This is a genomic window from Alienimonas californiensis, assembly GCF_007743815.1.
Classification (GTDB): Bacteria; Planctomycetota; Planctomycetia; order Planctomycetales; family Planctomycetaceae; genus Alienimonas; species Alienimonas californiensis.
Genome location: NZ_CP036265.1, coordinates 1,572,998 through 1,590,824 on the forward strand (window position 1 = coordinate 1,572,998; position 17,827 = coordinate 1,590,824).

The window sequence follows — 17,827 nt, forward strand, 5'->3', positions numbered from 1 at the left end:
TGAAAAAATCTCCCTCGGCCGCCGGGGGAGCCCCCGTCGGCCCGCCCAGGAACCGCCCTCAGCCCAGAAACCGCCGCAGCCGGCCGGCCAGCCGGTCCAGTTCCGCCGGCCGGGTCTGGCATTCCCACACGACCATCACCCCCCAGCCGGCGGCCCGCAGTTCCCGCTCGTTGCGGCGATCGCGGGTCACGTTGCGGGCGAACTTCGCCTCCCAGTACTCCGTGCGGCTGGCCGGCGTGCTGCGACCGCGACGGCAATCGGGATGCGGGTGCCGATGCCAGAAGCAGCCGTGCACGAAGAGCGCCTTCCGCCGGCCGGGGAAGACCAGGTCCGGCGTGCCGGGCAGGTCGCGGCGGTGCAGTCGGAACCGATAGCCCAGTCGATGGGCCAGTTTTCGCACCACGCGCTCCGGCCCGGTGTTCTCCGACCGCACCGCCCGCATGATGGCGCTCCGCACGGCAGGGTCGACGGAATCGGCCACGGGCGGCGACGTGGAAGGGGACAGGTTGAAGGCGGAAAGGGACGACGCCCGCCCCCACCTTCCCCCCCCGGCTCCAACCTTCAACCTTCGTCCTTCAACCTCCTGCCCCCCGCCCCATGACCCCGCGGTTCGCGACGATCGCCCCGACCGCCGCCGACCTCCGGGGCGGCGTGCTGCCGCTCGGCCCGCTGCGGGGCGGCCCCTGGCTGAGCGACGCCGAGACGTTGCGGATCGAAGTCCCGACCGACGGCATTTCAGACGACGGGGCCGCCCGCCAGATCGACGCCGCCCTGTCCGGCGACGGGCCGCTGTTCGGGGAGTCGGCCCAGTCCCCGGAACTGGCTGCCTGGTATCAAGAGGCCGGCCTGACCGCCGGCGGCTCGCTGCTAATCCGGCGAATCGGCCGCGGGCGGGTGCGGGTCTCGCCGCTGGGGCCGCCGTTTCGGTTTATTGATCTGTTCGCGGGGATCGGGGGCTTCCGGCTGGGCTTTGAGGCGGCCGGGGGCGAATGCGTGTTCTCCTCGGAGATCGACGCCGACGCCTGCGACACCTACGAGGCGAACTTCGGCGACCGACCGCACGGCGACATCACCGCAATTGACGCCGCCGACGTGCCGGAGCACGACCTGTTATTGGGCGGCTTCCCCTGTCAGGCCTTCAGCATCATCGGCAAGCGGCGGGGCTTCGAGGACACCCGCGGAACGCTGTTCTTCGACGTCGCCCGCATTCTCAAGGAACGCCGCCCCGCCGCCGCGGTCCTGGAGAACGTCAAACAATTCCGCACCCACGACGGCGGCCGCACCTGCGCCACCGTGGTGAACACGCTGGAGGAGCTGGGTTATACGACCCACGTGACGGTGCTGAACGCCCTGAACTACGGCGTCGCCCAGCGGCGGGAACGCACCTTCATCGTCGCCCTGCGGAACGATTTAGAGACCGCCCCCTTCCGTTGGCCGGAGCCCTACCCGGAGCGGGCCGACCTGGCGGAGATCCTCGAACCGGACGACGCCGTCGCCCCGAAGCTGTGGGGCACCGAATATATCCGGGCGAAGCGTCTGGCCCGCCTACGGGAGCAGGGCAAACAGCCGATCCGCCCGTCGATCTGGCACGAGAACAAAGGCGGCCACATCGGCCAGCACCCGTATAGCTGCGCCCTGCGGGCGAACGCCAGCCACAGCTATTTATTAGTCAACGGCGAGCGCCGCCCCACCGGCCGGGAACTGCTGCGACTGCAGGGATTTCCCGACGATTTCCGCATTGCGGTGAGCCATCGGGCGCTGCGCAAACAATGCGGCAACAGCGTCGCCGTCCCGGTCATCGCCGAAGTCGCCGCCGCGGTGCGGCGGGCATTGAGGGACGCATGAGCCCGACGTGAGCGGTCTGGGTTTATAAGCTGTTTCAGGACCTGAGGAACACCAACCCGAAGCGTCAGCGAGGGCGTCGGCCGCAGCTCGACGAAAGGTCGCCTCCGCTGCGCAGAGGCCCTCGCTGACGCTTCGGGTTAGTATTGAAACAGTGACTTAGCGCTGTGCCGTCGCCGCTCGCACGGAGGCCAGCAGCGCTGGCGAGACGTCCCGTGGCCCGCCGTCGGTCAGGTGGACGAGGCAATCCTCCAGCGATCCGCCAGTCAGCCGGGCCAGCGCCGCCGCGGTGATAACGGGGGACCGGCTCATCCCCCCCGAACAGCACACCAGCGTGCGGATTTGGCGGACGAAGAGCATATGGACCGTTTCGACAGCAGTCGCGATCAACTCGGGCGAGTTCGACCCGTCGTCGTGCAGCGGGAAGCGGCAGTAGATGAGGTCGCGGCCGAGCGTGGCGGGCGGTTCTTCCACAGCGAGATCGACGACGGCTTGAATCCGTAGGTCATAGAGCCGCCGCAGATCCCGGGCGGACGCCGCATCGGCGAGAAACGCCAAGTCTTCATGGGCAGTTCGGATCATGGCGTTCCAGCGTGGCGGCCGCCCGCGTTTCCTCCGGTCCTCACACGTCCAGGTCGCGGGCTTCGAGGGCGTGCTTTTCGATGAACTCGCGGCGGGGTTCGACGGCGTCGCCCATCAGGATGCGGAAGATCTCGTCGGCGCCGCTGGCGTCGGCCATCGTGACCTGCATCAGGGTGCGGGTCTCCGGGTCCATCGCGGTCGTCCACAATTCTTCGCTGTCCATCTCGCCCAGCCCTTTAAAGCGGACCACGGCGAGGCCGCGTTCGCCCAACTCGCGCAGCTTCGGGAGCAGTTCCCGCAGGCTTTCGAGGCCGTCCTCGCCGCCTTTATGACGGACGAAGAACGGCACGACCGGCTCGCCGTTGCGCAGGCCGGCGGAGATCAGGTCCGACGGGTTCACGCCCAAGCCCTTCAATTCGCTCAGGGCCTCGTTGATGCCGCGGATCTCGTGCAGGTCGGTGACCGTAAACAGCGGGCCGGCGTCGGCCTCCGCGGCGGCCCCTTCCGCGGCGGTCTCCCCGTCCGCGGTCGGCGCCGGGGCGGCGGGCTGATGCTCTTCCAGGAAGGCGTCGAGGGCGGCCTTATCGGCGAGCCAAGTCTCGTTCGGGCCGATCGTCACCCGGTAGCGGGGCAGCAGGCCGCCGCGGCCCTGGTCGTCGGCGCCGATCAATTCCTCGCGGACCAGCAGGCGGAAATCCACGCCGCGGCGTTCGAGCGTTTCCAACGGCTCTTCCAGCTTCATCAGCAGGCCGGACAGCCGGGCGAGGGCGTCGTCGGCGAACTCGAAACCGTCCTTCTTCACGACCAACTCCGCGCCGTCGCGGCCCAGCTCGACCAGTTCGGTCTGCATCTCCTCGTGGGTCAGGACGTACCGCGGGGCGGCCCGGGAGCCCTTTTTCGTCACCCGATACAGCGGCGGCTGGGCGATATACACCGCCCCGCACCGCACCAGTTCGCGGAGGTGCCGGAACAGGAAGGTGAGGATCAGCGTGCGGATGTGGGAGCCGTCGATGTCGGCGTCGCACATCAGAATAATGCGGCCGTAGCGGCGCTTGCGGACTTCCGCGTCGCCGGCCTGCGGGGGGACGCCGACCGCCTTGAAAATGTTGCTAATTTCGTTGTTGTCCAGCACCTTGACGAGCTGGGCTTTCTCCACGTTCAGGATCTTGCCCCGCAGCGGCAGGATCGCCTGCGTTTCGCTGTCGCGGCCGGTGTCGGCGGAGCCGCCGGCCGAGTCGCCTTCGACCAGATACAGCTCGGTGTTTTCCAGCTCCCGGCTGCGGCAGTCGCGGAGTTTCTCCGGCAGGCCGCCGGTGGTCAGGGCGCCTTTGCGGCGGACCATTTCGCGGGCTTTTTTGGCCGCCTCGCGGGCCTCGGCGGCCTTGACCGCCTTTTGCAGGACGACCTTGGCGACGTCCGGGTTCTCCTCCAGGTACTTCGCCAGTTGCTCCCCGACGACGCTGTTGACGGCGCCCTCGGCCTCGTTGTTGAGCAGCTTGACCTTATTCTGGGCGAGGAACTTGGGGTCCGGCAGGCGGACGGTCACCACGCCGGCGAGGCCTTCGCGGAAGTCGTCGCCGGCGGGGACGATGTCCTTGAAGGCGTTGGTCCGCTTGCCGTAGGCGTTCAGCGTGCGGGTGAGGGCGGTTTTAAATCCGGAGAGGTGAAAGCCGCCCTCGCTGTTAAAGATGCCGTTGCCGTAGCAGCGGACCTGCTCGGAGAAGCCGGCGTGATATTGAAAGGCGACGTCCACGCCGATCAGTTGGGCCGCGCCCTGCTCCTCGCCGACGGTGATCTCGCCGGCGCAGCGGATCACCTGCGGGAACAGCGGGGTTTCGGTGCGGTTGAGGTACTGCACGAACTCCGTGAGGCCGTCTTCGTAGCGGAATTCTTCCTTCTGGTCGGTGCGTTCGTCCTCAATGCTGGTTTTGAGACCGGCGTTGAGGAAGGCGGCGTCCCGCAGGCGGCGGTGCAGCGTTTCATAGACGACTTCGGTGTCGCCGAAGATGGCGGCGTCGGGCTTGAAGGTGACCGTGGTGCCGGTCTCCGTCGCGGCGCCAAGCCGCTTGAGCGGCTGGGTGAGTTCGCCGCGTTTGAACTCCATGGTCCAGTGATAGCCGTCGCGGCGGACTTCGGCCTCAAGCCATTCGGCGCAGGCGTTGACGGCGGTGATGCCGATGCCGTGCAGGCCGCCGGTGCCGGTCGTGTAGCCGCTGGAGCGGTCGAACTTGCCGCCGGCGTGCAGCTCCGTGAAGACGACCTCCAGGGCGCTGCGGCCGCCGAGCGCCTCGGTCTCGGCGACGGGGATGCCGCGGCCGTCGTCGGAGACGGTCACGGAGCCGTCCGCGTTGATCTTTACCCGGCAGGTCGTGGCGTAGTCGTTGGAGAACTCGTCGATGACGTTGTCGATGAGTTCGTACACCAGATGGTGCAGGCCGACGGCGTCGGTGCCGCCGATATACATCGCCGGCCGCAGGCGGATGCCTTCGATCCCCTGCAGGTGACGGATCTGATCCGAGCCGTACGTGCTGCCGTCCGGCCCGACGACCGTTTTCCCGCCGGCGTTCTCACCGGCGCCTGGGGCCATCCCGGCGACGGTCTCGGGGGTCGTGTCGGGGGGAGCGGGAGCGTCAGTGGACATGCGCGGCGGGAGCGTGAAATTCAGGCTGCGAAGGCCCTCATTGTACGCTCCGGAGGCCGGTTCGGACATGCCGAAACGGTGGCCGCCGGTTCACTATCCCGGGAGCGTCCTGAAGACGCGCGCCGCCTATCGGCGACGGCGAAGCGGGGGGCGTCTTGAGATGCGGGTCTGAAACCGCTTCTCAGCCTCCGAACGGCCTTTGGTTCTTGTCTCTTGGGCTCTGATCATTCCCCAAAGCCGGGTCGGGCGGTTGGGCGGGGTTCGGGCGCTCCGAGGGGGGCTTGCGGAGTTCGCCGTTGAGTTTGAACTTCAACGTCCGCAGCCGGGTTTCCGGCATGCGGCGCTGCATCTCCGCCAGCAGGCGGTCCTGATGGAAGGAGGCCAGCTCCCCCAGCAACGCGGAGTTCTGCACGCCCACGTGCAACGCCCCGTGCCGCACGCCGATCACCCGGGTGCGATCCGCGATCCGGTCCCCGGCCGCGGCCCGCCAGTCCTTCGCCAACTGCGTGCTCTCCCCGGTCGAGGCGACGCCCTTGATACGAATCAGCTCCGCCAACGCCGCCCCGAGCGTCGGCGGCGTGCCGGGGCCGCCCGTCGGACGACCGGGACGGGGCCTGTTGCTCGAACCGACGGGCTTGCGGGGCGGCATGGGGTGGTCTTCGCTTGAACGCCGTGACGTCGCCTCATCCTACCAACTCGAAGCGTCCGCGAGGGCCGCGGCGCAGCCGCGGGAAACGCTCGCCGGGCTGCGCCCGACGCCCTCGCTGACGCTTCGGGTTGGTGGGTTCAGCGATCCCGCGACAGCGGCATGATGACGTAGGTGTAGTCGCCGCCGGTGCGTAGCACGGCGGCGCTGTCCGGGTCGTTCAGGCCGATCGTGAAGGTCGCTTCCGGTTCCAGCACCTTCAAAAAGTCCGCCACGAAGCGGGGGTCGAAGGTGATCGTGAACGCCTCGCCGTCGTAGGGCACCGGCAGTTCGATCTTGGACGCCCCCACATCGGCGGCCCGGCTGGTCAGGGTCAGGTTGCCGTCCTCGAAGGTGAAGTCGACGCCGCGGGTCTCGTCGCTGGTCACGATCTGGGCCTGACGGACCGCCGAATAAAACGGCCCGGCGACCATCTCGATCGTGTGCTTGCTCTCGGCGGGGATGACCTGCCGGTAGCGGGGGAAGCGGCCCTCGACCAGACGGGCGGAGACGACCACGTCGCCGGCTTTGCAGAGCACGTCGTTGTCCCGCAGGGTGACGAACACTTCGCCGTCGGCGTCGCCCAGCACGCGGTCCAGGATGCCCAGGGCCTTCGCGGGGATCACCGGCCCGTCGGCCGGGCCCGTGCCGGGGGAGCCGGTCGCGGAGGCGGCGGCTTCCACCACGGCCAGGCGGCGGCTGTCGGTGGCGGCGAAGGTGACGGTCTCCCCGCCGTTCTCGCCGGAACCGACTTCCACCAGCACGCCGCCCAGGGCGTAGCGGGTGCTCTCGGTGTCCGTGGCGAACAGCGTGCGGCGGATGGCGCCCTTCAGCACGCCCTCGGACAGGGTGTGGTAGGCGTCCTGCTCGAAGTCGGCGACCGGCGGGAACTCCGCGGGATCTTCGGGGGAGAGGCGGAACTCCGAGTGCCCGGCCCGGATCCAGACGGCGTCGTTCTCCTCCGGCTCCTCGCCGCCTTTGGCGCCCGGGGCGGGGCCGAGTTCGAGGTGCACGGTGTCGTCGTTGAGTTCCCGCAGGATCTGCTGGACGCGCTGGGCCGGCAGCAGGGTGGAGCCGGGGCGTTCGACGGTCACGCCGCCCAGTTTGACCCGCACGCCGACCTCGCTGTCGGTGCCGGAGAGCACCGCGGAATCGCCCTCGGCGTCGATCCGCACGTTGCGGAGGATCTCCTTGGGGGTGCGGGTGGGCACGGCGGCCCCGACGGTGGTGAACGCCGCGGCGAGGGCGGGGCGGGCGCAGTGCAGTTTCATCGGGCAGTTTCGGGCGGAACGAGGGCGCCGGGAACGAGTGACGCGAGCGGCGAGAACGCGGACCGGGGGACGCACGGCGTGCGCAATGGACGGGGCCTCCAGTTTACGACATCCCAGCCGCCACGGGGCCTCTGGCGGGGGTCGGCGGAGGCGGGATTGCCCAATGTTCGCCCCGGCTTCGCCCCCTCCCGCACAGCCCGATCCCCGCCCTGACCGGAGTAGTTCGCGTGAAACGGGCGACCTGTTCTCTACCGTTCGGTACGTTACCCGTCGCGCGGTCGGCCGGCCGCAGGCCGAGCGGCCGCTCCCGCTTCCAAGAATCAGTAGTATTCCTTTACGGGAGCCGCCTCCGCGGTGCACGACGCGACGTCGTCAGCCGTTACTTGCCGCCGCCCAAGGGCTTGCGGTCGCGAATCGCCCTCCGGCCGGCGCGAACAACTGGTGGGTTCACGGTGGAGCGGCGGTGGGCAACCGGCGGACGGCGCGGCTGCCCGTCCACCGCGCCGCCGGCGGCGAAATCGGAGCCTCCGCCGTGCACCGGCCGTCCACCGGTTATTCGCGCCGGTCCGGGGCGGGATTCAGCCCCCCGGCGCCCGGCGTCGGCGGGGTGCGTTGCTCCCCTCGCCCCCCTTTTGGGGGAGAGGGGTTGGGGGTGAGGGGGCAGCGACGCCCGGACGTCGTTCAGCGGCCGGCCCTCAGAGTTGGCAGCCCGAGGCGCGAGCCGAGGCGTGCCCACATGGCGCCATCACCCAGCCTCGCTTGCGCTTCGGGCTCACACTTTCCGAGCGGAGACGCAGGAACCGTGCGTCACCCTCACCCCCGGCCCCTTTCTCTGAAGGGGGAGGGGCCGAACGCGGACTGCGTTCGTCCGCTCAGGGGAGGATGTTGCCGATCACCGCGCTCGTCTCGTGGACGGGCTCGCCGACATGCGCGCCGGCGTCGTCGATGGTGAACTGACGGACGTGCTTGTCGTGCTGACTGCCGCGCATCTTGACGACCGACACGCTGCGGCCGATCTCGTTGTCCTGCTCCAGATAGCGCAGCAGGATGATGGCGTCGGTGAGGGTGGAGATATGAACTCCGACCTTCTCCGAGCGGCTGACGATGTGGGAACTGGTGACGGTCAGCAGCCCGCAGACCCGTTTGCGTTTCAGGTGGCTGGACAGCGCGATGAGGAACTCGCGGAAGGCGCGGGGCGTCCCGATGCGGGCCAGGGCGCTGACGCTGTCGACCACAAGGCGCTGGGGCTCGAACAGTTCGATCTGCCGCTGGATCTCGTACAGGTGCCCTTCGAGGCCGCGATTCTCCGGGTATTCGCACCGGATTTTTAACAGGCCTTGCTCCTCCCAATGGGCGAAGTCGTGGCTCCAGTTGGCGGCGTGGCGGACCAGTTGAGCCCGGCTTTCTTCAAAGCTGAGGAACAGGCTGCGGTCGCCGGTGCGGCAGCCGTGGGCGGCGAAGGTGGAGGCCAGCAACGTTTTGCCGCCGCCGGTCGGCCCGCTGATCAGCACGACGGAATCTTGGAACAGCCCGCCGCCGGTCATCCTGTCCAGGCCCGCGTTGCCGAAGGGCGTGCGGTCGGCGACGCTGCCCTGGGACAGCCGCTCCGTCGACATCGGCAGGACCACGATGCCGTTGTGCAGCCCGCCGGGGGGGGCCGCTTCCCCCCCCGCGGCGATGATGAAGGGATACTCGCCGTGGCGGTGGCGGTCCCCCCGGAGTTTGTGCACCTGGACGGTGCGACGGAGGCGCTCGTTCGACAGGGTCTGCCGCAGGATCAGCACGCAGTCGGCGACGAAGTCCTCGATCCCGTGCCGGGAGACCGGGCCGTCCTCGTGCAGGCGCTCGGCGGTGATGACGGTGGTGCAGCCCATCTCCCGCAGGAGGTCCCGCAGGCGCACGATCTCCCGTCGCAGCGCCCCGTGGTCTTCGAACTGGGTGAACAGCCCGCCCAGGGAGTCCAGCGCGACCAGCTTCGCCCCGCACTGCTGAACCGCGGCCTGAACCTGGAGGATGATCCCGGACAGGTCGTAGTCGCCGATGGGCGTCTGCGCGTGCGGATCGGGGGAGGCGTCGACCAGTTGCAGCGTGCCGGCCTCCGCCGCCGCCCCGAGATCCCAGCCGAGCGTCCCCACATTGCGGATCAGTTCCTGCGCCTGTTCCTCGAAGGTGACCAGCACCGCCGGCTCGCCCCGCCGCACGGCGTTCCAGAGAAACTGGGAGACCAGCAGCGTCTTGCCGGAGCCGCTGGAGCCCAGCACCATGGTGGTGCGGCCCCGGGGCAGCCCGCCCATCAGCACATGGTCCAGCCCCTCCAGCCCCGTGGCCAGACGGGGCAGGCCGGCGTGCCGACCCGCGTCCTCGTCCCGGCCGGCGGCGTCCTGTGCGGCGGAGGCGTCTTCGCCGGCGGGGCGGGCGTCGCTGGGGAGAGCGTGGGACATTGTGGACGAAACGCGGGGGCGAGAGGGGAGCCAGGATGCCGGGCTGGCGTCGAGCGACGGCCGTGTGTGAACCGGGGCGTCGGGGGCGCCGCCGCGGGAGAGGGGGCGGCGTTAGGCCGGCGACGGGTCGGTCGTCGGCGCAACGCCGGAGGGCGCGCCGTCCGCCGAGCGGCTCGCGGCGCTGGTTGGCGGGGCACTGGCGAGCGGGGCGCTGGCTGCCGGGTGAGCCGAGGCTCCGTCGACCAGGCGGCAATCATCCCCGACGAGCACCAGGGTGCGGACGCGATCGAAGTCCGTCAGGTCGCCGATCAACCGCACGACCGGGGAGGGTTCCAGGCGGATCAGCGTGGGGGTGGCGACGATGCGTTCCCGCCGCGCCGCGATCGGGTCGGCGATGAGGTCGACGATCTCCACCTCCGCCCGATTTCCCAGCGGGCCGACGAGGTGCCGCTCCACGTGCTCCCGGGCGCGCCGCGACAGCAGGCTGTTGCCCGTGACGAACAGCTGGAACCGATAGCTCGCCGGCGTCGCCCCGGCGGGCGCCAATTCTTCGAGGGACGTGGCTTTGGTCAAAGCGGCGGCAGGATGGACGGCCGGATGGGGAGTCGCAGGATAACGAAGCCGACGAACGCGGCACCTCTCCCGCCCCCGGCGTGAAGGCGTCCTGCCGACGATTTCATCCGGCCCCGGCGAACGCCCCGGGGGTCAGAGCGGGGCTTCCCCGAGCACCGCCCGGAGGAGCTGGTCCGGCGGGCCGTCCTTCACGACGTAGCATTCGGCGCCGGCCTCGAACATTTCCATCTCGCGGTCGTCGGATTCGTGCATCGACAGGGCGATCACGCGCGTCTGGGGCTGGGCGGCCTTCAGGCGGCGGGTCGCCTCCACGCCGTCCAGGTTCGGCATGTTGACGTCCATCAGGACGACGTCCGGCCGCAGCTCCTCCGCTTTCCGCAGGGCCTCCTCGCCGTCGACGGCCTCCCCGACGACCTCCACCCCCGCCGCCCGGCCCAGCAGGCCGGACAGGGACATGCGGATGATGCGGTGGTCGTCGGCCAGCAGGACGCGCACCGGGGCGGCGGACGGCTTGGAACCCGTGGCCGGGGTGGAACCCGTCGCCGGGTTGGTTTCGGAAGGCGAAGGGGGGGCGAGCATCTCGGTCTGCGAAGCGGGGTCGTGGGGGATCCCGTCGGCATCGGCGGGGGCTGCGGGGGCGTCGGCGGGGGGCGGGTCGGAATCCGCGAACAGGGGACGCTGGGCGAATCGCCCCGCGTCCGCCGGGCAGAGCAGCCGCACCGTGGTCCCGCGACCGGCGACGCTTTCGATCTCCATGCGGCCTCCGGCCAGCCGCAGCCGTTCCGCCAGGCTGAACAGGCCGAACCGATCGGTCGCCGGGTAGTCCGACCCGTCCGCGTCGTCGTCGATCACGGCGTCGGCGTCGGCGGAGACCGCGGCGTCGGCGGAGATCGCGTCGTCGGCTCCCGAGCCCGGAGCGGCATCGCGGCTCCGGCCGGCGTCCGGGCGGGCGGGGGCGCCCCGGTCCGGGGCGGCTCCGGCGTGCGGGACGTCCGGGGTCGGGGGGGCCGGGGCGGCGTCGAAGCCGCGTCCCTCGTCCGAGACCGTCAGGCTGAGCATGTCCGGCGAGTCCGGGCCGGTGCGGACCCGCCGCAGCGACAGCCGGGCGTGATCGACGCCGGCGTGCCGGGCGACGTTGGTGAGCAACTCCACCGCGGCCTGATACAGCAGGGTGCGACTGTCCTGGGTGGCGGGTTCGGCGTCGTCGTCGCAGTCCACCTCCGCGACCAGCGATCCCGGAATCGGCCCGGCCGGGGCGGAGGGCGCCTCGTCGGACTCGGCTCCCGGCGGGAGGTCCGGCAACGGCCGGGTCGTCTCGCCCAACCAGCGCAACGCCGCCACCAGGCCCGCCTCGTAGAGCACCAGCGGGCTCCACAGCCCGGTCAGGTCCTTGCAGAGCTGCACGCTGCGGACCAGCAGGGCGTCGATCTCCGCCAGCGGGCCGCCCTCGGCGTCGTCCTCGGCGGTCTGGGCGCAGGCGAGGAACATCCGGGCCGCCACCAACAGTTGCAGCATGTCCTCGTGCAGCACGAGGGCGAGGCGGCGGCGTTCGCCGGCCTCGGCCTCCGCCAATTTGGCGGAGGCGCGCAGCAGCGAATTGACCTTCTCCTTCGACGCCTGCAGCTCCGTCGCCTTGCGGTCCCGCTCCACGATCGCTTGGTCGCGCTCCGCGATCGCCCGGTCGCGTTCGGCGACGATGCGGTCCAGCTTCAGGCAAGCCTCAGCCGCGGCGGCGATGGCGGCCACGTTGTCGCCGGCGATCGGGATGGCGTCCTCCAGCCCGTTCCGCCGCACGAGGTTCATGGCGAGGGCCGGATCCCTGGCGTCCACGGGAGCCTCGTCCAAATCCGGGTCGCAGGTGATGATCAACGGGACGTTCGGCAGCCGATCGTGGAAGGCGTGCGGCAACTCCATCTCGTCGCTCCACGCCATCCCGTTTCGCACCACCGCGAACTGGAACGGCTTCGCGTCCCCCGCCCCGGACCACTTTCGGGACGACGGTTGATTCTGGTTCGGGCCGTCCTGGTTCCGGTCCGTTCGCGTCTCGAAGGACGCCGCCCCTTCCGGGGCCGGGGCGAACCGATCCAGCAGCCGGATCGCCTCCGCCTGGGAGCTGGCGATCTCCAACTTCACGTGCGGGAGCGTGCGCCTCAACTCCGCGGCGGCGAGGGCCCGGGGCTGCTCCCGGTCGTCCACCAGCAGCGCCCGGGAAATCTGCAGGGACTTTGCGGCGGCGTCGGGGTCCGGACGGGGCAGGGCTCCCGCGTGAGACGACGGCGCCGTCAGGGGGACGTCGGCGCCCGCGTCCGCAGGCGCTTCTCTCCCGTGGGCGTCCGACCCGCTCCCGGGCGCCGGCGAAGCTGGCGGTGGCGACATGGACTGGCGGAGCGGGGCGGAAGGCGTTGAGGGGGAGTGTGTGCGGAGTCGGCATCGACGGCAACGGGGGAACCCCGCCCTCAAAGCCGGTTCATCGCGTGGGGAAATCCCCCCCCGTGAGGCGGCAAGTCATGGGGAATGCCCGGGGGGACCCCGCGAATGCCGGAGCGGGTTGCAGGGGCGAATCCCGGAACGGGCCGCGGGGGAGGCCGCGGCCGCGGGGGCGGCGGCGGTCCGGTTGGTTCCGAGCGGCGGGGGCGGTAGCGTGCCGCCCCCGCAGGCCTGCCGGCGGTCCCCCGTCGCCGGGCTGCCCCCGGGCCGCCCCCGGGCTGCCCGTCTCCCCGCGGGCTTCCGTCCGCGGTCGGACCGCCGTCGGCGTCCGGCCGGCTCGCCCCTCATCCCCGTCCCGCCGCCCGGTTCGTGCCGGCTGGTTCGTCCCCCCGCCCGGTCCCTGCACCCGTGCCGTTCGCACCCGTGCCGCCGCCCTGCGGGTTCGCCCCGATCCCGGACCCGACGTTCGCAGACCTGACCCTCGGCCCCGGTGCCCTGGCCGCAGGCGCCCTGGCCGACGGGTCGTGGGCGACGGGGATCGCCCCGCTGTTGGCCGCCGGCGGTCCCGTCGGGGAGCCGGCGCCCGGCTGGGTGATGACCCTGTTCGCCGTCGGCATGCTGCTGACCTACGCCGGCGTGGCGTTCGACCGCCTGCACAAGACGGTCGCGGCGCTGGGCGGGGCGCTGGTGATGGTGCTGCTCGCGTTGAACATGCAGTGGCTCGGCGAGGAGCCCCTGTTCGCGGAATACGGCGACCTCTACGAGGTGCTCAGCGGGGAGCTGAACATCTTCGCCGTGATCATCGGCACCGGCATTTTAGTGGACGTGGTCGGCAAAAGCGGTCTGTTTCACTTCATCTCCATCTGGATCGTGCGGCTGACGCACGGCCGGGCGGGGGCGCTGTGGCTGGCGATCAGTTTATTGACGTTCGCGCTGGTGGCGGTCCTCACGACCGTCCCGGCGACGTTAATCCTGTGCAGTCTGGTGCTGGTGATCTGCCGCAGCCTCGAATACAGCCCCAGGCCGTACCTGCTGACGGTGGCGATCTGTGCGAACTCCGGGGCGCTGGCGACGTTCGCCAGCGGGCTGCCGAATATCCTGGTCGGCGCCGAGGTGGGCATTCCCTATGTGCAATTTCTGCAGGTCAGCCTGCCCTACGCGGTCTTCAGCCTGCTGATCGCGATGGGGGCGCTGCGCTACTTCTTCCGCCACGAAGTGCCGTGGAAGCAGACCGACGAACAGAAGTCGGCGCTGGACGCGAAGCTGCGGGAGTTCGACCCCTGGTCGCTGGTCGAGAGCCGGTGGGTCATGGTCCGCAGCGCCCTGATTCTCGCCCTGACCGTGCTGGGCTTCGCCTTCGCCACGACGCTGGGGCTGGGCGTCGATTATGTGGCGATGGCCGGCGGGGTGCTGAGCCTGCTGTTCGCCGGCAAAGGCGTGGAGGACGCGATCGGCAAGGTGAACCTGACGGTCATCCTGTTCTTCACCGGACTGTTTCTGGTGATCGGCTGCGTGGAGGCGACCGGCGCCCTGGAGTGGCTGGCCCGGCAGGTCGTCGCTCTCAGCGGCGGCGACCCGAACCTCCTGGTGCCGTTGTTGGCGGCGTTCAGCGCGGTGGCCAGCGCGTTCGTGGATAACATCCCCGTCGCCGCCACGCTGATCCCCATTGTGGAAAGCGTCGGCGCGGAGCCCGGCACGCCGATCGAACCGCTCTGGTGGACGCTGATTCTCTCCACGAACCTCGGCGGCAACGCCACGCCGATCGGCAGCATTAGTTGCGTGATCGCGCTCTATACGTTGAAGAAGGAGGCCGGCGTGACGGTCGGCTGGGGGGAGTTCATCAAGATCGGCGGCACCGTGATGGTGCTGCAGGTGATCGGCATTATCTTCTATATCCTCGCCCTGCAGCGCCTCGGCTGGATCCCCGACCTGCCGGGCGTGGTCCAATAGCGCCGGGGGCGGCCGCGAATCGGCTCTCCCGACGACGTGCGGCGGGGTAGTGTGACGCAACCCCCGAGACCCCGCCGCGCCCGGCCGATGCCCCTCCCACGCCCGCTCGCCGACGTCTTGTGGGCCGTGCAATTTCGGTTCAACAATCGGTTTCGCCGTCGGCTGACAGTGTTGAAATGCGACACGACCGGCCGGGCGGCGGGGGCCCCGGACGCCGTAGCGGGCGGCGTCACGGTCGTCGGGTACGGCCCGGACGAGGCGTTGCCCGCCGACGTGACGAGCGGCCTCGCGGGGCGTTTCGGCATGGATTTCCCCGCCGTGCAACGGGCCGAGGCCGCCGAGGGGGCGACGCTGTGGGTCGGCTCGATTCCCGGCGAACACGGCGGCGAACCGTTGGGCTTCGCCCGCACCCGGCCGGGGGACCGGGCGCCGGGCTGGCACGAGGCGCTGGGGCCGGACGATCGGCTGGTCTACGCCATGGCCACGCACCGGGCGGCCCGCGGCCGGGGGATCAGCACGGCGATCCTGCGGGCCGCCCTCGCCGCCGCCCCCCCCGGCGGGGCCGCCTGGGCGGACACGATGGTCTGGAACGCCCCCGCGCTGGCCGTGCTGCGCCGCGTGGGCTTCGTCGACCTCTATGAGGCCGACCCGCTGCCGGATCACCCGGATTGACGGGAAGTTCCAAGGAACAAATTTCAACAGACAAAACCCGGAACGGGACCGGGCCGCGGCGAACCTGCCGGGGTTTGCGGGGTCCGGTTGGCTTTCCCCCAGGTCGGCCGACCGGTAGTCTGCCGCGCCGCTCGATGCCCCCGCTCCCGGTCTGTTCGTTATGCGTCACGTCCTCTCCGCCCTGGTGATGAACCAGCCGGGCGTGCTGGCGCACGTTTCCGGCATGTTGGCCAGCCGGGCCTTCAACATCGATTCGCTGGCCGTCGGCGCCACGGAGAACCCGCGGTTCTCCCGGATGACCTTCGTCATCCAGGGCGACGACCGCGTGCTGGAGCAGGTCCGCAAGCAGCTGGAAAAGCTGGTCAACGTCGTCCGCGTCCTGGATTACCAGAACACGGACATGGTCGACCGCGACCTGATGCTGGTGAAGGTCTCCACCGCCGGCGTCGGCCCGAACGGCGAGGAGAACCCCGCCGCCCGCCGGACGGAGATCCGCGAGCTGGTCGACGTCTTCCGCGGCAAGATCGTGGACCTCTCCCCGGCCCACCTGATGGTCGAACTGAGCGGGCAGGAATCCAAGATCGAGGCCTTTATCGACCTCGTGCGGCCGTTCGGCATTCTGGAGCTGGTCCGCACCGGCCGCGTGGCCCTGGCCCGGCGGGGCCGGATCACCGAAGGCGTCGAGGACGCCCCGGACGACGCCGACGCCCAGGCCGAAAAAGCCGCCGAGATTGAAGCCGCCGCCGCGCCGGCCGCGGCGTAAGCCGGTCGCTTCGACAACGCAACAACGCTTCGTTAGCCGTCCTCTTCAAGAGGACGGCTAATTCCTCTTCACTCCCCCCCACCCCCCGCGAAGCCCCCCCGATGGCCGCGACGATTTATTACGACGACGACGCCGACCTCTCCCTGCTGGAAGGCAAGACGGTCGCCATCCTCGGTTACGGCTCCCAGGGCCACGCCCAGGCCCAGAACCTCCGCGACAGCGGCGTCAACGTGATCGTCGGGCAGCGGAAGGGCTCCGCGAACTACGACCTCGCCGTCGAGCACGGCTTCAAGCCGGTCAGCGCCGCCGAGGCCGCCGAGGCCGGCGACCTCGTCAACCTGCTGCTCCCCGACGAGGTGCAGGGGGACGTGTTTAAGTCCGACGTCGCCGGCAATCTGAAGCCCGGCAACGTGCTGATGTGCTCCCACGGGTTCAACATCCATTTTAATCAGATCGACCCGCCCAAGGGCGTCGGCTGCGCCCTGGTCGCCCCCAAGGGCCCCGGCCACCTCGTCCGCAGCGAGTACGAGGCCGGCGGCGGCGTCCCCTGCCTGATCGCCCTGCAGGAGAGCGAAGGCACCGACCTGAACGAAGTCCGCGGCCTGGCCCTGGCCTACGCCAAGGGCGTCGGCGGCACCCGCGGCGGCGTCATCGAAACCACCTTCGCCGAGGAAACCGAGACCGACCTGTTCGGCGAGCAGGCCGTGCTGTGCGGCGGCGTCAGCGAGTTGGTCAAAGCCGGCTTCGACACGCTGGTGGAAGCCGGCTATCAGCCGGAGATGGCCTACTTCGAGTGCATGCACGAATTGAAGCTGATCGTCGACCTGCTCTATCAGGGCGGCCTCAGCTACATGCGGTACAGCATCTCCAACACCGCGGAGTACGGCGATTATAAAACCGGCCCCCGCATCATCACCGACGAGACCCGCGCGGAGATGAAACGCGTCCTCGAGGACATCCAGAGCGGCAAGTTCGCCCGTGACTGGATCCTGGAGAACAAGGCCAACCAGGCCAGCTTCAAGGCCACCCGCCGCCGCGAACGCGAGCACGGCGTCGAGCAGATCGGCCTGAAGCTCCGCGAAATGATGAGCTGGATCGACGACAAAAAGGTCTGAGCCCCGGCTTCCCGCCGCGTGAATCCACGATCCGGACGCCTCAGGCGTCCGGGTCGTTTGCATTGACGCCGGGCGACTCCGCGGCGGTACACTGGCGTTCACCCCGTTCCCGGAGGAACCGTCGCGATGTCCTCGTCCGTGCTGACCCCCGCCGCGTCCGGCTCGCGTCCTGCGTGGTGCGGCCGTCGCATCCCGGGCCGGCTGTATTTGACGGAGCCGGACTACTGGAAGTTTCAGGCGAAGGCGGAGCGGCCGCACGAGTGGAAGTGCGGACTCGGCCTGTTCGACGAGAGCGGTGCGGAACTCGGTGAGGTGCGGCCGGTGAGCGGTTACGACGACGACGGGAACCCCGCGATGCCCACGTTCGAGCACAACGAACTGCTAGACACGCTGCTCGACTTGGTCCGGCCGTTTCTGGGGGAGCCGCGGCGTTACGGAAAGCTGTCGCAGGGCATGGCGGTGCGGGTCGCCCGGTCCCGCGGTGGGCGTCTGCGCTACCCGGACGTCCTTCTCTACCCGGTCCCGCCCCGGTTCGAGCCGCACCCCCGAGGCATGCGGCTGGTGTTGGAGAATCCAACCGTGCTGGTCGAAATCCTGTCCGACTCTACCGCGGACGAGGACTTGACCGCGAAGCTCGGTGATTACGCCTCGATCCCGTCCGTCACGGATTACCTGATCGTCGCCCAAGACGAGCCGGCCATTCTGCACTACACGCGGCCGGCGGGGTCGGCGCCGGAGGACGGGTGGCACGTCACCCGGCACGCGGGGTTGGAGGAGTCCGTCACGCTGACGGAACCCGCCGCGACGCTGACGCTGGCCGAGATTTACGCCCGCGTGCTGTCCGCCTGACCCTTCGTTTTGCGTT

Annotated in this window: 14 protein-coding genes; 6 read left to right on the forward strand and 8 right to left on the reverse strand. The window is 70.1% G+C overall.

Going from position 1 to position 17,827, the window contains the following annotated elements:
• Positions 1 to 58 precede the first annotated feature (58 nt).
• Complete coding sequence (locus CA12_RS06025) at positions 59 to 481, reverse strand: very short patch repair endonuclease (RefSeq protein WP_145357965.1); 423 nt, start codon at positions 479 to 481, stop codon at positions 59 to 61.
• A gap of 116 nt (positions 482 to 597) precedes the next feature.
• Here CA12_RS06025 and dcm point away from each other — a divergent pair, with 116 nt between their 5' ends.
• On the forward strand, positions 598 to 1,845 hold the full coding sequence (gene dcm / locus CA12_RS06030) for a DNA cytosine methyltransferase (RefSeq protein ID WP_145357966.1): 1,248 nt from the start codon (positions 598 to 600) through the stop codon (positions 1,843 to 1,845).
• Between the two features lie 156 nt (positions 1,846 to 2,001).
• On the opposite strand, the gene CA12_RS06035 is transcribed toward dcm, so the two are convergent.
• The 7 genes from CA12_RS06035 to CA12_RS06065 all read right to left on the reverse strand — a co-directional run bounded on the left by CA12_RS06035 (position 2,002) and on the right by CA12_RS06065 (position 12,411).
• The gene (locus CA12_RS06035) at positions 2,002 to 2,424 is read right to left on the reverse strand and encodes a dual specificity protein phosphatase family protein (RefSeq protein WP_145357967.1); all 423 of its coding nucleotides are present in this window, start codon (positions 2,422 to 2,424) and stop codon (positions 2,002 to 2,004) included.
• A 40-nt stretch (positions 2,425 to 2,464) separates the two neighbouring features.
• Positions 2,465 to 5,065 (reverse strand): DNA gyrase subunit B, encoded by a 2,601-nt coding sequence (locus CA12_RS06040; RefSeq protein ID WP_242688137.1) that lies wholly within the window; start codon positions 5,063 to 5,065, stop codon positions 2,465 to 2,467.
• A gap of 181 nt (positions 5,066 to 5,246) precedes the next feature.
• Positions 5,247 to 5,714, reverse strand: coding sequence for a DUF721 domain-containing protein (locus CA12_RS06045; RefSeq protein ID WP_145357968.1), 468 nt, complete (start codon positions 5,712 to 5,714; stop codon positions 5,247 to 5,249).
• Between the two features lie 137 nt (positions 5,715 to 5,851).
• Positions 5,852 to 7,021 (reverse strand): DNA polymerase III subunit beta, encoded by a 1,170-nt coding sequence (dnaN, locus tag CA12_RS06050; RefSeq protein ID WP_145357969.1) that lies wholly within the window; start codon positions 7,019 to 7,021, stop codon positions 5,852 to 5,854.
• Between the two features lie 872 nt (positions 7,022 to 7,893).
• On the reverse strand, positions 7,894 to 9,462 hold the full coding sequence (kaiC, locus tag CA12_RS06055) for a circadian clock protein KaiC (RefSeq protein WP_145357970.1): 1,569 nt from the start codon (positions 9,460 to 9,462) through the stop codon (positions 7,894 to 7,896).
• Positions 9,463 to 9,573: 111 nt separating this feature from the next.
• A complete protein-coding gene (locus CA12_RS06060) occupies positions 9,574 to 10,035 on the reverse strand; it encodes a circadian clock KaiB family protein (protein WP_165700588.1) in 462 nt (153 codons plus the stop codon).
• Positions 10,036 to 10,167: 132 nt separating this feature from the next.
• Entirely contained in the window at positions 10,168 to 12,411 is a 2,244-nt protein-coding gene (locus CA12_RS06065) for an ATP-binding response regulator (protein WP_145357972.1), read from the reverse strand.
• A gap of 459 nt (positions 12,412 to 12,870) precedes the next feature.
• Here CA12_RS06065 and CA12_RS06070 point away from each other — a divergent pair, with 459 nt between their 5' ends.
• The 5 genes from CA12_RS06070 (at position 12,871) to CA12_RS06090 (ending at position 17,811) form a co-directional block, all read left to right on the forward strand.
• The gene (locus tag CA12_RS06070; RefSeq protein WP_207622156.1) at positions 12,871 to 14,412 is read left to right on the forward strand and encodes an ArsB/NhaD family transporter; all 1,542 of its coding nucleotides are present in this window, start codon (positions 12,871 to 12,873) and stop codon (positions 14,410 to 14,412) included.
• 87 nt (positions 14,413 to 14,499) lie between these two features.
• The gene (locus CA12_RS06075; RefSeq protein ID WP_145357973.1) at positions 14,500 to 15,084 is read left to right on the forward strand and encodes a GNAT family N-acetyltransferase; all 585 of its coding nucleotides are present in this window, start codon (positions 14,500 to 14,502) and stop codon (positions 15,082 to 15,084) included.
• A gap of 160 nt (positions 15,085 to 15,244) precedes the next feature.
• Positions 15,245 to 15,847 (forward strand): acetolactate synthase small subunit, encoded by a 603-nt coding sequence (gene ilvN, locus CA12_RS06080; RefSeq protein WP_145357974.1) that lies wholly within the window; start codon positions 15,245 to 15,247, stop codon positions 15,845 to 15,847.
• Positions 15,848 to 15,948: 101 nt separating this feature from the next.
• Positions 15,949 to 16,962, forward strand: coding sequence for a ketol-acid reductoisomerase (gene ilvC, locus CA12_RS06085; RefSeq protein WP_145357975.1), 1,014 nt, complete (start codon positions 15,949 to 15,951; stop codon positions 16,960 to 16,962).
• A 126-nt stretch (positions 16,963 to 17,088) separates the two neighbouring features.
• Positions 17,089 to 17,811 carry a Uma2 family endonuclease gene (locus tag CA12_RS06090; protein ID WP_145357976.1) on the forward strand — a complete coding sequence of 241 codons (723 nt, stop codon included), beginning with the start codon at positions 17,089 to 17,091 and terminating at the stop codon, positions 17,809 to 17,811.
• Positions 17,812 to 17,827 lie beyond the last annotated feature (16 nt).

Coding starts and splice junctions, on each gene's coding strand:
- dcm (WP_145357966.1), top strand. CDS start 598: ATGACCCCGCGGTTCGCGACGATCGCCCCGACCGCCGCCGACCTCCGG.
- CA12_RS06035 (WP_145357967.1), bottom strand. CDS start 2,424: ATGATCCGAACTGCCCATGAAGACTTGGCGTTTCTCGCCGATGCGGCG.
- CA12_RS06040 (WP_242688137.1), bottom strand. CDS start 5,065: ATGTCCACTGACGCTCCCGCTCCCCCCGACACGACCCCCGAGACCGTC.
- CA12_RS06045 (WP_145357968.1), bottom strand. CDS start 5,714: ATGCCGCCCCGCAAGCCCGTCGGTTCGAGCAACAGGCCCCGTCCCGGT.
- dnaN (WP_145357969.1), bottom strand. CDS start 7,021: ATGAAACTGCACTGCGCCCGCCCCGCCCTCGCCGCGGCGTTCACCACC.
- kaiC (WP_145357970.1), bottom strand. CDS start 9,462: ATGTCCCACGCTCTCCCCAGCGACGCCCGCCCCGCCGGCGAAGACGCC.
- CA12_RS06065 (WP_145357972.1), bottom strand. CDS start 12,411: ATGTCGCCACCGCCAGCTTCGCCGGCGCCCGGGAGCGGGTCGGACGCC.
- CA12_RS06075 (WP_145357973.1), top strand. CDS start 14,500: ATGCCCCTCCCACGCCCGCTCGCCGACGTCTTGTGGGCCGTGCAATTT.
- ilvN (WP_145357974.1), top strand. CDS start 15,245: ATGCGTCACGTCCTCTCCGCCCTGGTGATGAACCAGCCGGGCGTGCTG.
- ilvC (WP_145357975.1), top strand. CDS start 15,949: ATGGCCGCGACGATTTATTACGACGACGACGCCGACCTCTCCCTGCTG.
- CA12_RS06090 (WP_145357976.1), top strand. CDS start 17,089: ATGTCCTCGTCCGTGCTGACCCCCGCCGCGTCCGGCTCGCGTCCTGCG.